The following is a 14,107-nucleotide window of genomic DNA, read 5'->3' on the forward strand; positions in this document are numbered from 1 at the left end:
AGGTGGATGATCCATACTTTATGATTAATAGTAGACAGGAAAATATGTTCTTTTATTAATCGTTGGTATATATGTGTGGTTCACCTTTCCATGTTTACCGTGTGAAATATAATTGTTTGATGAAATTATAAATGAAAGTGTAACAAGAATTTTTTTACATGTAAAAAAGAGGAATTGGTTTTCTCGCGCAGAATAGATAGTTTTGCCGTTCATAGAGGTGACAGCATAGGGAGTGGCACAACATATCTTTTGAAGGGGAGAACACAAGTGGTCGCAGGAAAAAGAAAAAACGGATTTTATTTATGGACTGTCCGTCTACTAGTATTCATGCTGGTATTCGGACAGTTTGGCGTGTACGGGGGGAACCGGGCACATGCAGCAGTAGGAAGCGGGATAGTCTCATCAAGCAATGATTACCAATATGTGTTGACCAACAACAACGGCCAATTAGAGGTGAACCAAAAATCAGTTAAACTGAGTTGGGCGAGATCATACAACATTTCATCGACAGGATATTCGTTCACCAGAATGCAGTCTGTCCTGGGTTTCACAAGTGATATCACCAACATAAGCTTTGGATCGTATACATCCAAATATGCCGGACAGATCGATAATGCTTTTTTAATTGATCTGAGCAAAGTGCGTGAAATTGCTACTGAGATGACGTACAGACAACCGTATAACCAAGTTGGCCAATGGACGATCACAAACTATAATGTGCTAGGTCAAGTGACGCCAATTGATGTATATGACTATGATGTGAGACAGTTGAGTTTGGTTGTAAACGCAGATACGGGAGAAGTTGTAGATTTTTACTCTGAACTTAATCCGTACTATACACGTAAAGCAGAGCCTGCTTCTTTTACCAAGCAGGAGGTAAACCCATTACCGATTAATAACGTACCCTCTGTGCCTTCGAATATAACGGGTAGCTCTACTGAAAACACAACTCACATTCGCTGGGATCATGCACAGGAAGCTGTACAGTATGAAATTGAGCGTGATGGTATTTTAATGGGGCCTTATTATGGCACGAGCTTGGATGATGCCGTACTCACTCCTAACCAAAATTACTCATACAAAATACGTGCTATAAATTCGATAGGAAAAAGTGAATGGAGTAGTGTCTTTAATGTCAAAACACTGCTTAACGAACCTGTTATCTCCACAAGTTCTGAGCAAGGGAAAAATATAATAGAGTGGGCTGCAATTAATCATGCCGATGGATATCAACTTCAGATTGATGGTGAGGCCCCAATTGATTTAGGTAATGTAACGAATTACGAACACGTTGGTCTGGAGGCCAATTCCAGTCATACCTATGCTTTAAAAGCAGTATCTTCAGATAATGAAAGCAATTGGAGTAGAACGGCTACGCAACTTGTTGTCCCAGACTCAGCAAGTGATTTGAAAATAACAGAAAATACATTCAATAAAATCTCTTTAAGTTGGACTGCAATTAAAGGTTCTAGTGGATATGACCTGGAGGTAGATGGGGTCGTTGTTCCGGTCTCTGGTACAACTTACAGCAAGACGGGTCTTGCACCCAATACAGAGCACACGTTTCGATTGAGATCTAAAAATGCAGGCGGCGTAGGTAAGTGGACTGATATGCTAACGGTGTCGACACTTTTAAGTACACCTGTTCTTAAAGCAATTTCTTCGCAAGAAGAGATGATTGTGGTATGGCCTGCAATTGAGGGAGCTACCTCTTATGAAATTGAAGCTGATGGAGTTAACGTAGGAATTGTTGTAGATCCCGCTTATACACACACTGATCTATCACCAGGGACACTTCATAAGTATCGTGTACGAGCTTTGAATGATACGAAAACAAGTGCCTGGACTGCAATCTTGTCTCAAAGTACACTCCCCGGTCCTGTTTCGAATCTCACTATAAATTCGGTCACTAATGCAGCTATTGCTCTGAAATGGACAGCAGTGACAGGTTCAACAGGGTATGATTTGGAGATTGACGGAGCAATTGTACCTGTCACTGGCGTAGCCTATACAAAGAGCGGCCTTATAGCAAATACAGAACATACTTTCCGTATTCGTTCGAAAAATGCTGCAGGCGTGGGTGATTGGAGTGATCCGCTCGGCACAACAACACTGTTGAATACACCTGTATTAAAGGCAGCTTCAGAAGAAACAAGTATCAATCTGACATGGGCGGATGTACCAGATGCGACTACATACGAGATTGAAGCCGATGGTACGGTTATTGCAACATCCAGCGAACTAACATTTGTACACAGCGATCTGTTGCCGGGAACGGCACATAAGTACCGAGTTCGTGCTTTGACAGATAACAATGCAAGTGCCTGGACAACAATGTTGACGCAAAGCACGATACCAACTTCGGTTACTGGGTTGAATATTAGCTCAGCGACGAACGTGGCGATTGCCTTGAAATGGACAGCAGTAACTGGAGCGACGGGATACGACCTGGAAATCGACGGTACCGTTGTCCCAGTAACGGGAGTGGCCTATACGAAGAGCGGTCTTGCAGCAAATACAGACCATACCTTCCGTATCCGTTCGAAGAACGCCGCAGGAGTAGGTGCTTGGAGCGATCTAATTAGCGGAACAACACTACTGAATACACCCGTATTAAAAGCAACATCAGAAGAAACGGCAATTAATCTAACTTGGGCAGCTGTTGCAGATGCTACTACTTATGAAATTGAAGCCGATGGTGCAGTAATTGCAACAATTAGTGATCCAGCGTATGAACATGTTGATCTGTTACCAGGGACTGCGCATAAGTATCGAATCCGTGCTCTTACGGATATCAATGCGAGTGCATGGACAACAGTGTTGACGCAAAGTACAATACCGGCTTCGGTTACAGGGTTGAATATTAGCTCTGCGACGAACGTAGCCATTGCATTGAAATGGACGGCAGTAACTGGAGCGACGGGATATGATATAGAGATTGACGGAACGGTTGTCCCAGTAACGGGAGTAGCCTATACGAAGAGCGGTCTTGCAGCAAATACAGACCATACTTTCCGTATTCGTTCAAAGAATGCCGCTGGTGTAGGTACTTGGAGCGACTTGATCAGTGGAACGACGCTTTTAAATACACCTGTATTAAAAGCAACATCAGAAGAAACGGCAATTAATCTAACTTGGGCAGCTGTTGCAGACGCTACTACTTATGAAGTTGAAGCCGACGGTACAGTGATTGCCGCAGTTAGTGATCCGGCATATTCACATGTTGGATTGTTACCAGGAACAGCGCACAAGTATCGCATACGTGCTCTAACGGATAACAATACGAGTGCATGGACTGCTGTGCTGTCGCAAAGTACGATACCTGCTTCAGTTGCGGGACTTAATATTAGTTCTGTTACGAATGTGGGTATCACTCTAAAATGGACAGCAGTGACCGGAGCTACGGGGTATGACTTAGAAATTGATGGCACAATTGTCCCGGTAACGGGAGTAGCCTATACGAAAAGTAGTCTTGTTGCGAATACTGAGCACACCTTCCGTATTCGTTCAAAGAACGCCGCAGGAGTAGGTGCTTGGAGTGATCTAATCAGTGGTATGACTCTTTTGAATACACCTGTATTAAAGGCAACATCGGAAGAAACAACAATCAATCTATCATGGTCGGATGTAGAAGATATGACCGCGTATGAAGTTGAGGTCGATGGTACAATTGTTGGTATTGTTAGTGAGCCAGTATATATACACGATGGTTTATTGCCCGGAACGACACACAAGTATAGAATTCGCGCTTTAAAAGGTGAAAACAAAAGTGCATGGACAGCAGTGCTGACACAAAGTACCATCCCTGCTGCAGTTAACGGTTTTATGCTAAATACCGCCACACCTGTGGCTATTTCAATGAAATGGAGCCCTGTTACAGGCGCTACCGCTTATGATTTGGAAATTGACGGTGCTGTAATTTCTGTAAGTGGAGCTGCTTATACGAAAAGTGGTCTTCTACCTAATACAGATCATACCTTCCGTATTCGTGCGAAGAATGCTGCTGGCTTGGGTAGCTGGACTGAGATCGTAACCGCTTCGACTCAATTAAATGTACCAACAACGCTGAAAGCTGTACCTGAAGAAACGGCAGTAACGCTGACATGGAATGAAGTTGCAGGTGCAACAATATATGAAATTGAGGCAGATGGCCTAGTGGTTGCTACGGTGAGTGATCCCTTGTATGTCCACAATGGATTACTTGGTGGGACTACGCATAAGTACCGTATACGTGCTCTGACCGATACTAATGTGAGTGCATGGACAGCAATACTGTCCCAAATTACGTTGCCTGCCAGTGTCTCAGGTTTAAGTGTTAACTCTGCAACCTCAGCGGCTATCGCGCTGAGATGGACTGCTGCAACTGGAGCTACCGGGTATGATCTGGAGATTGATGGTACGGTGGTTGCCGTGAGTGGAGGTGCTTATACGAAGAGCGGACTTGTACCAAATACGGAACATACCTTCCGTATTCGTGCTAAAAATGCTTCTGGCGCGGGAGCTTGGAGTGAGATGATAATGGGAATGACTCAATTAACTACACCTGTACTGAAGGGAACTTCGGACAGAACAAACGTTACTCTGACATGGGACGGGGCTGTAGGCGCTTCGTCTTACGAAATTGAAGCCGATGGGTAAATTGTGGCGACTGTCAGTGATGCAACATTTGTTCATTCTGATCTGTTACCGTCCAGTTTGCATAAATATCGCATTCGCGCATTCAACGATCAGAACACAAGCGTATGGTCTTCTGTACTAAGTATTAGAACACTGAATTAGGAATATAAAATTGGGGAGCAGGGTTGCGTATATGTGCATCCTTCTCCCCTCTTTTGTTTTGCAAATAGACTATGGATTCATCAGAGAAAATAAGGTAATGTATAGTTATTATCTATTCGGAAATGGAAGTTTGAGAGGGGCGTTTTAGCGATGAATCTAGGTAATTGTCCTCGCTGTGGTAAATTATATGCGTTGAATTTTCGAGATGTATGCTCGAATTGTATTAAGGAAATGGAACAGGAATATCAGATCTGTGTAGAGTATTTGCGCGAAAACAAAGGCACCAACATACAGGAACTATCTGATGCAACAGAAGTTTCGATCAAAACCATTACCAAGTTCATCCGTGAGGGACGGATTTCCATCGAAAATGCCCCGAATATGATGTATCCTTGTGAAGTATGCGGAACATTGATTCGTGAAGGTCATATGTGTGACTCTTGTCGTAATCGTTTGACGAAAGACTTGGCTAGTGCAGCTCGCGATGTAGGTCAGAAGGATAACGGCAATATAGGCGGACGAACCTACAATGCTCTCGACAAACTACGCGATTAATAGGAGCGAGGGCTCAAATACATGCTTTGCTATAACAAATGTTTTGAAACGTACCGATAAACTTATTAAAGATTATCGGTTTTTTTTATTATCCTAATCATTTCGATAACATAAAGATAAAGTAAGAAAAACGTATATCAAGGTAAAATTCTAACGTGGAAGGAAGTGTAGTTCATATGAAAATCAATGAACCGAGTAGAATTGGCGCCATCAATTCATATCAGAGGAACGTTGAATCCAATCAGCAGGCTGAAGCCAAGAAGAGCCGCCGTAAGGACGAAGTATCCATTTCTCCGGAGGCGATGAAGATGCTTGAGGAACAAGGACGTACACAGGATGCAGGACGCATTCAGCGGATACAGGAACTGAAAGAACAGGTCAGTTCGGGAACGTATCAGGTAGACAGTAGCAAGCTTGCTGACAAGCTGCTGCCGTATTTTAAGTCTTTTGATAAGGAATAGGTGATCACGTAATGGCAGCACTGGACAGATTAATTGCAGTTTTGCAGCAAATGGAACAAAGTCACCGCGATATGCTGGCACTCAGCGAGGTCAAGAGACAGGTCATTGTCAAAAACGATGTGGATGAACTCATTGCCGTTCTGAACAAAGAATCCCGTTTCATGAAACAACAGGAGCCATTGGAGATCGAACGACAGAGTGCAGTTCACGAATTGCTTCAGGAGCGTGGAATCAAGTCCATGCTGAACCTGAATATTACAGAGATCTCCAAACTGATATTTGATCCGGCTGACAAACAGCGATTGCTCGAAGTCCAGAAGAAGCTGGCGGGAACATTGCAGGAGTTAAAGGAAATCAATCAACTGAATCAAAAGCTGATCGAGCAATCGTTGATGTTTATTGATCTTTCAATGGACATCTTTGCTTCTCGGCCAGAACAGGATGCCACATATCAGCATCCTGCTGATAAGAACGGCAATCCAGGGCGAATCGGTCTGTTTGACACGCGTGCCTGATTAATTAGGGGGAAACCAGGTGACATCTACATTTCATTCAATCGAAACGGCTAAACGCAGTTTGTTCACACAGACGACAGCTCTTAGCACAACAGGCCATAACGTAGCCAATGCCAACACGGAAGGCTATTCTCGTCAAAAGGTAAACATGCAGGCATCCATTCCAATGGAGCCATTTGCATTTCTGCATAGCACAACACCAGGACAGCTTGGTACAGGGGTAGAGTTCGACTCCATTACCCGTGTGCGCGAGAAATTCTTGGATGACCAATATCGCAATGAAAACACCAACTTCGGGAGTTGGTCCATTCAACGAGATACACTTGAGAAACTTGAAGCCATTGTGAACGAGCCATCGGACACCGGATTCCGGACCGTAATGGATAATTTTTATAAATCATGGTCAGATCTGAGCAAAAACCCTGAGGACGTTACGGCACGCCGGATTGTTAAGGAAACCACACTCGCTCTTACGGATGCTATGAATCAGATTAGCCGTCAATTGGATGCGCTTAGTCAGGATTTGGATAGTAACATCGCTGTGAAAAGTAATGAGATTCAGGGTTACTTGGGTAACATTGCAAACCTCAATAGTGCCATTGTGAAAATTGAATCACTTGGCGACAATGCCAACGATTTGCGTGACCAACGCGATCTAATGACGGATAAGCTGTCCAAAATCATGAATATTACTGTTACTGATTCACAGCAAGGATACCAGATCCAGATGAATGGACAGGCACTGGTTACAGGCGGGGCAGTACAAGTCGCGGTAGATCCTGCTTTTCTGAATGATGCATATACTGCGGGTACACTCACCAATGGTGAAGTTCATGGCATGATTAAGTCCAGAGACACCTTGGTAAGTGATTACCAGAAACAAATGGATGACTTGGCGAATACCCTTGCTAACGGAGATATTGAGATTACTCTTCCTGCTGGCTCGGTATTGCCAGATAATACTGTACTGGATGGGGTTACATACACAGGTGCAGCACGTACACTCGCTACAGACTTGAAGGTTACGGTCAAAGGTCTGAACGGATTGCACCAACTTGGATACAGCATGGATGGAACTAATTCTGGAGGAGTCCCATTCTTTACAGCAGCGGGTGGTGGAACAGCCATTACAGCTGGCAATATCTCATTGAACGCAGAGATCTTGGCTGATCCGAATAAGATTGCGACCTCACTCCGTACATCGGATGCTTCTGGTACAGAGACTGTTATCAAAGGTAATAATACACTTGCCATCTTGCTTGCGAATCTGAAAGATACACCGATGAAATCAGCAGACGGTTTACGGAATGCAACGATCGGTGCACAATTCAGTGCCATTGTGGGACAACTGGGGGTACAATCCCAGGAAGCGGCTCGTCAGACATCCAACTCGGAGTTCCTTGTAGAGCAAGTGGATACTCGTCGCCAATCCGTGAGTGGCGTATCTTTGGATGAAGAGATGTCCAATATGATCAAGTTCCAGCATGCCTATAACGCTTCTGCTCGATTTATGACCACATATGATGAATTGCTTGATAAGTTGATCAACTCTACTGGAACAGTAGGCAGATAATAGAGGGGAGTGACATAACAGACCATGAGAATAACGAATAACATGCTTAGTTCACAGTTGCTTTTGAACTTGAACCGGAATGCACAGCAGATGAACAACACCCAGACCCAACTGGCAACAGGCCGTAAAATTAACAAACCTTCGGATGATCCGGTAGGGATCACATACTCCCTTCGTTATCGTGCAGAACTTTCATCGAATGATCAGTATCAGAAAAACGTAGACAGTGCTATATCCTGGCTTGAGTTTAATGATACGGTTATGAATCAAGCGGGTAACGCCGTACAGCGTCTGCGAGAGTTGACGGTACAAGCTTCGACAGGGACCAATCCCCAGTCCGCGCTGGATAGTATTAATGAAGAGGTCAAACAGTTGAAAGAACAGCTGATTGATATCTCGAACAGTAAGCTTAACGGGAAATATATTTTTAATGGCGAGACATATGATATTAAGCCTTATGATTTCCCGTCTAATCCAGACGGTACATTAGATACAACGAATGCTACTTCTATTGTGACGGATAAAGGGAAGATTAACTTCATCGTAGGTGAAAGTGTTCAATTGCCTATTAACGTGAGTGGTAATGAAGTGTTTGGAACAGAGACGGAAGAAGATAACTTGTTCAACATCGTGAACAACATCATGAAAGCTCTCACAGAAGGGAATCAAAAAGAGTTATCCAATCAGTTGGATCATATTGATAGCCGTACGGACAAGATGCTTGCAATCCGTTCTGAGATTGGTGCCAAGACGAACCGGGTGGATCTGATGATGGGTCGTTTGGATGATCTCGGCATTAACCTGACAGATCTGCAATCCAAAGTCGAGGATGCGGATTATGCGGAACTGGCGATGCAATCCAAGATTCAGGAAAACATCTATAACGCTTCCTTGTCTGCAGGTGCCAAAATTATCTCTCCATCTTTGGTGGACTTCTTAAGATAAAAAGGAGGAGTTAACGTTTGAGTACTCTTCCCGTTCTTCAGATTAGGACAACGCCGACACTATTAAGTATTGATGCTGATCCAGGACAGTTCACCATTCGTCAACCCAAAGCTGAGGTGCAGTTGAATACCAGACCTGCCAAGCTAACGGTAGAGAGTCATCCGATGAGACTGAGTGTGGATCAGAGCAAAGCATTCTCTGCTTACACAGGCGGCAATATGATTGATATGAATGCACGGATCTATTCAGGCATTCAACAGATCTTTTTGCAAAATATGGCTGAACGAGTTCAGCAGGGCAATGAATTGGCTGCAATTCATAAGCCTGGAAATACCATTGCGAGTATTATTGGCTCAGACTGGCAGGCGAGGCCGTTTCCGGAAACGCGGACACCCGCTTCTTCTGGGAATGTGGAGACTCGTGTGTATACTCAGGCGCCGGATATCAACTTTACTCCAGCTGTTTCGGAAATGAATGTCATTGTGAATAGACCGGAGATTGAGTATAATCGGGGCAAGCTTGATATCTATGTGAAGCAGTATGCATCGATTCAGTACACACCACCTGCCATAGATATAGGATTCTAGTTATTATAAAGTAGAGCTATAGACGGTCTTGATCGTAGACATCTATGGCTCTTTTTGCATAAAACTTTCGCCAGGGAGGCGTTTATTATTCATATTCAGACAAGCATGTGGGGATCATTAGAGGTCAAAACGGAAGATGTATATCAATTTCCTAAAGGTTTACCCGGATTTGAAGAGGAAACCGAGTTCGCATTGGTTCCTTGGGAAGATACACCTTTCAGTTATTTGCAATCGACAAGAGAGCCGGGACTGGCATTCCTCTTGGTAAGTCCGTTTACTTTTGTACCGGATTATAGTTTTGAATTGGGAGAGGTAGATAAGGAAGAATTGGAGATTGTGGAGCAAGTGTCTGTATACTCTATGGTTACGATTCATTCACTGGCGAATAAATCAACAATGAATCTGCTAGCACCCGTAGTTCTTAATCCCGAGCGACTTTTAGGTAAACAAGTCGTGCTCCATCAGTCTTCTTACGATACACGTCATCTGATCTGGGCAGAAGACGATGCCAAATCAGTGAAAGGTGGAGTGTAAATGCTGGTACTATCACGTAAAAAAGGTGAGTCTATTATCATTCAGGATCAGATTGAGGTGACTGTACTCGCTGTAGAGGGAGATACAGTACGTATTGGAATCTCCGCACCCAAGCATATTGATATATTCAGGCAGGAAATATATGCATCCATTCAAGAGGCCAATCGGGAGTCTGCCACGCCGCTGGCAGCCAATATTGAAGCTTTTATGGAACGCCTACGAAATACAGATATCAAAAAAGATTAAAAATATTCCAATTTGCTATAAACAGTTGCATACCTTCCGTCGATATATAATTTAGACGCTGCTTCGGCAGGGCGGCCGACCTTAATGTCGCGGCGTTTACCACAAGGATGTGGAACTAATTTATCTTCAGGGAGGAAATATCAAATGATTATCAACCATAATATTACGGCGTTGAACACTCACCGCCAACTGTCCACTAACTCTGCTGCAACTAGCAAAAACATCGAGAAATTGTCTTCAGGTCTTCGTATCAACCGTGCTGGTGACGATGCTGCAGGCTTGGCAATCTCCGAAAAAATGCGCGGTCAAATCCGCGGTTTGGATATGGCTTCCAAAAATGCGCAAGATGGTATCTCTTTGATCCAAACAGCTGAGGGCGCATTGAGCGAAACTCACTCCATCCTGCAACGTGTACGTGAACTTTCCGTTCAATCCGCTAACGGTACGAACACTGAAGAAGATCGTAAAGCATTGCAAGACGAAGTTAAACAATTGAAATCCGAAATCGACCGTATCGGCGATACTACAGAGTTCAATACGAAGAAATTGTTGAACGGTGCTTTGAAAACTTCCGGAGCAACTGTAGGATTGGATTCGACTACAGGTACTGTAATTGGTAAGCAAACAGCTGCTGTAGCTACGGGAACCGCTGTAATGAATGGTGCTACGGCTCTGGTTGCTACTCCTGACTTTGTTAGTGAAAAAATTAAAATTGATGGCACTGACATTACAGTTGACTGGCAAAATCTATCTACAGAAGAGCAAAACACTATCACAGCAGGTACAGGAAGCGGAGCTACTTCAACTTCCATGAAAGCTGCTGCTGACCTAATTGTAAGCAAAATTAACGAAGCTATTGATAAATCCGGAGCAAATGTTGCTCATATTTCTGGTTATGTAAGTGGAGATAAACTTGTTTTGGAAAGCGGCTCTACAGGTGTTAATTCCCAAATTCAAACAGCTTCAGCTACTACTTCGATTGCTGGTAAATTTTTGGGAACAGACGGCGCGGCGGCTACTAATAAAGGAACAAGTGTATACAATGGAACAACTGTGACAGCAGCCTCCAAGTTCAACTTCACAATTGGAGATACTAAGCTTCAAGCAGAAACGGGAGCAGCGGATATTGAAAATGGTACAACGACTATGGCAGATGCAGCTACAGCGTTGGAGACAGCGATTAATGATGCAATTGAAAAAGCTAACGATGCAGCTGGCGCAACAGCAGACGGCGACTTTGGTTTCATTAAGGATGTCAAAGTAAACGCATTGGAAGACGGACGTTTTGAGATTATCAGTGAGAGTGGTCCGATTAAACTCGAAGATCTGACTGGAAGCACAGTAATTAAAGATCTGGGTCTTTCTGCAGCTCAAACGGATGCTTCTAGCAATGGTGGCGTTACATTCCAAATCGGTGCAAACAAAGGTCAAAGCATCACATTCGGTGTAAATGACATGCGCTCTACTGCACTTGGTATTTCTGGTGTAGATATCTCTACTACAGCTGGCGCTTCTAACGCAATCACTTCTTTGGACAAAGCAATCAGCTCCGTTTCCAGCGAGCGCGCTAAATTGGGTGCGGTTCAAAACCGTCTGGAACACACAATCAACAACTTGAACACATCTTCCGAGAACCTGACTGCAGCTGAGTCCCGTGTACGTGACGTTGACATGGCTAAAGAAATGATGGAACAAACGAAGAACAACATCCTTGCACAAGCTGCACAAGCAATGTTGGCTCAAGCTAACCAACAACCACAAGGCGTTCTGCAATTGCTTCGTTAAGATTCACTTCAATACCGAAAGCTCCGGAGTATTCCGGGGCTTTTTTTTGTTTTGCTAGGAATTCCCTAAAATAACGAAGACTAATGACCGATATATATAATAAATCAAGCGTTCTTGGAGGATAGAGCACATGAATGTACAGTTTTCCTTCTCGGCATCCGGCGCAGCTAACGGACAGCCCCGACCAGAAGTAGCTCCTGTTCAAAGTGCAAGTGAATCAATATCTTCAGCGTCAGCTATTAAAAATTATAAAGACCTGAGCACGAGAGAAAGCCAAGGTGCCAAAATTTCGGTTGCAGATGAGCAACTGATTAAAACGATTGAACGTGCGGTGCAATCTTTGCAAGGCCCCGAGACTACGCTCGAAATTAGTGTACATGAGAAGACCCATGACATCATGGTGAAAGTGATGAATAAAGATACGGGGGAACTTATTCGTGAGATTCCACCAGAGAAAACGCTGGACTTGGTTGCCAAGATGATGGAGATTGCAGGGATATTGGTAGACGAGAAAATATAATTATAGGAGGGATTGAATGGTTACACGTATTAACGGCTTCTCCGGTATGGACGTCGATAGCATGGTTAAAAGTATGATGGTTGCAAAACGAATTCCACTGGATAAACTGAATCAGGAAAAGCAGATCCTTGAATGGAAACGTGATAGTTATAGAGAAATTAACAGCAAACTCGTAGACTTTCGGACGAACAAACTCATTGATAAATATGGTAAAAGTGCAGCATTAAATACACAAAAAGCTGTTGTGAGTGGAAACACCGACGCTCTAAAAGCGGACGCTTCGGCAAACGCTAACGGAATTGATATGAAAGTCAGTATTACTCAAGTAGCTACCAAAAAGACAGTCGCGACTAACGGGTTGGACAAACCTGTAGCTGGCACGAAGACTCTAGCTGACTTGGAAATGTTACAGATGGATCCTACAGGCGTCGCCAATATGACAGATGCTGATCGCAAACAATTATCAGAAAAAGAATATAAGTTAACGATAAATGGGGAAAGTTTTTCTTTTACAGGAGGAAATTCTATCTCCACGATGATTGCTACCATCAACGGAAATTCAAAAGCAAACGTTACAGCAAAATACGATGAAATCTCAGGTAAACTAATTATTAACTCCAAAACAAGCGGTAAAGATGGGAAAGTAGAAATTGATCCGGATGCTAACACCAATAATACCGTGTTAAATCTCTTTAATCCTAAAGGCACTACCACCGACCTTATCAAGCAGACTGTTGAAGGGAAAAATGCCTTCTTATTTGTAAATGATAAGAAGTTTGAGAGCGCAAGTAATACGATTACAATTAATGGTGTCCAACTGACACTTGAAAAAACAACAGTAACTCAAGCTGATCCCGAATTGATTCCAACAACAGGTGACACTCCAGTTACGATTACAACATCAAGTGATACTGAAACAGCTTTGCAGACCATCAAAAGTTTTGTTGAAGATTACAATTCTTTGATCACACTGCTTAATACCAAGCTGGACGAAAATAAATATCGTGACTTCAAGCCGTTGACTGACGAACAAAAGACGGCAATGAAAGATACGGATATTACCAATTGGACTGACAAAGCAAAGAGTGGTTTATTGAAGAATGATGACATTTTAAGATCGGCTCTTTCTAACATGAGAGGAATTATATCGGGTCAAGTCGTCGCTTTATCTGAGATGGGGATTACAATGGGATCCTACAACTCAGGAGGCAAAATTGTTCTGGATGAAGTCGTCTTGAAAAAAGCATTGACTGAGAATCCTCAAAAAGCAGTCGATCTGTTCCAAGGTACCGGCAGTGAGGCGAATAATGGTATTTTTGACAAGTTGGCAGACAAAATATCTGGTTCGTTGGATAGCCTCGTGACACGTGTCGGAACCAGTAAATTCTCAGCTGACCTCACAGTGAGTTACAAAGAAGAAAGTGCTATGGGTAGGAAACTCAAGGAGTATAATAGTCGAATTACGAATATGCTTACCATTTTGGAAAACACAGAAACTCGTTATTATAAACAGTTCACTGCGATGGAAACAGCAATGAACAAACTCAGTTCACAGTCGTCCAGTCTATTCTCTACCACGAGCTAAGAGAAATTTTATAATAGAGGGT

12 protein-coding genes are annotated in these 14,107 nt (G+C 43.3%); all 12 read left to right on the plus strand.

The features are described 5' to 3' along the window. Positions 1-267: 267 nt before the first annotated feature. The 12 genes from ACTHPG_RS20955 to fliD all read left to right on the plus strand — a co-directional run bounded on the left by ACTHPG_RS20955 (position 268) and on the right by fliD (position 14,085). Entirely contained in the window at positions 268-4,638 is a 4,371-nt protein-coding gene (locus ACTHPG_RS20955; RefSeq protein ID WP_440391350.1) for a fibronectin type III domain-containing protein, read from the plus strand. 291 nt (positions 4,639-4,929) lie between these two features. Continuing rightward, positions 4,930-5,334 (plus strand): TIGR03826 family flagellar region protein, encoded by a 405-nt coding sequence (locus ACTHPG_RS20960; RefSeq protein ID WP_278298061.1) that lies wholly within the window; start codon positions 4,930-4,932, stop codon positions 5,332-5,334. 176 nt (positions 5,335-5,510) lie between these two features. Next, positions 5,511-5,795 carry a flagellar biosynthesis anti-sigma factor FlgM gene (gene flgM, locus ACTHPG_RS20965; protein WP_440391351.1) on the plus strand — a complete coding sequence of 95 codons (285 nt, stop codon included), beginning with the start codon at positions 5,511-5,513 and terminating at the stop codon, positions 5,793-5,795. An 11-nt stretch (positions 5,796-5,806) separates the two neighbouring features. Beyond that, positions 5,807-6,310: a flagellar protein FlgN gene (locus tag ACTHPG_RS20970; RefSeq protein ID WP_076333996.1), complete on the plus strand. Its 504-nt coding sequence runs from the start codon at positions 5,807-5,809 to the stop codon at positions 6,308-6,310. A 19-nt stretch (positions 6,311-6,329) separates the two neighbouring features. Beyond that, positions 6,330-7,883, plus strand: a complete 1,554-nt coding sequence (gene flgK / locus ACTHPG_RS20975) for a flagellar hook-associated protein FlgK (RefSeq protein WP_440391352.1) — start codon at positions 6,330-6,332, stop codon at positions 7,881-7,883. 24 nt (positions 7,884-7,907) lie between these two features. Beyond that, positions 7,908-8,828, plus strand: coding sequence for a flagellar hook-associated protein FlgL (gene flgL / locus ACTHPG_RS20980; protein ID WP_440391353.1), 921 nt, complete (start codon positions 7,908-7,910; stop codon positions 8,826-8,828). 17 nt (positions 8,829-8,845) lie between these two features. Then, positions 8,846-9,415 (plus strand): DUF6470 family protein, encoded by a 570-nt coding sequence (locus ACTHPG_RS20985; protein WP_440391354.1) that lies wholly within the window; start codon positions 8,846-8,848, stop codon positions 9,413-9,415. Between the two features lie 105 nt (positions 9,416-9,520). Next, positions 9,521-9,949: a flagellar assembly protein FliW gene (locus tag ACTHPG_RS20990; protein WP_440391355.1), complete on the plus strand. Its 429-nt coding sequence runs from the start codon at positions 9,521-9,523 to the stop codon at positions 9,947-9,949. Beyond that, the gene (gene csrA / locus ACTHPG_RS20995; RefSeq protein ID WP_036612471.1) at positions 9,950-10,195 is read left to right on the plus strand and encodes a carbon storage regulator CsrA; all 246 of its coding nucleotides are present in this window, start codon (positions 9,950-9,952) and stop codon (positions 10,193-10,195) included. Positions 10,196-10,339: 144 nt separating this feature from the next. Beyond that, on the plus strand, positions 10,340-11,980 hold the full coding sequence (locus tag ACTHPG_RS21000) for a flagellin N-terminal helical domain-containing protein (protein WP_440391356.1): 1,641 nt from the start codon (positions 10,340-10,342) through the stop codon (positions 11,978-11,980). Positions 11,981-12,110: 130 nt separating this feature from the next. After that, positions 12,111-12,500: a flagellar protein FlaG gene (locus ACTHPG_RS21005; RefSeq protein ID WP_253441274.1), complete on the plus strand. Its 390-nt coding sequence runs from the start codon at positions 12,111-12,113 to the stop codon at positions 12,498-12,500. Positions 12,501-12,516: 16 nt separating this feature from the next. After that, positions 12,517-14,085: a flagellar filament capping protein FliD gene (gene fliD, locus ACTHPG_RS21010; protein ID WP_440391357.1), complete on the plus strand. Its 1,569-nt coding sequence runs from the start codon at positions 12,517-12,519 to the stop codon at positions 14,083-14,085. Positions 14,086-14,107 lie beyond the last annotated feature (22 nt).

Origin of the sequence: Paenibacillus sp. SAF-068, assembly GCF_051967555.1 — a bacterium.
Lineage (GTDB): Bacteria > Bacillota > Bacilli > Paenibacillales > Paenibacillaceae > Paenibacillus.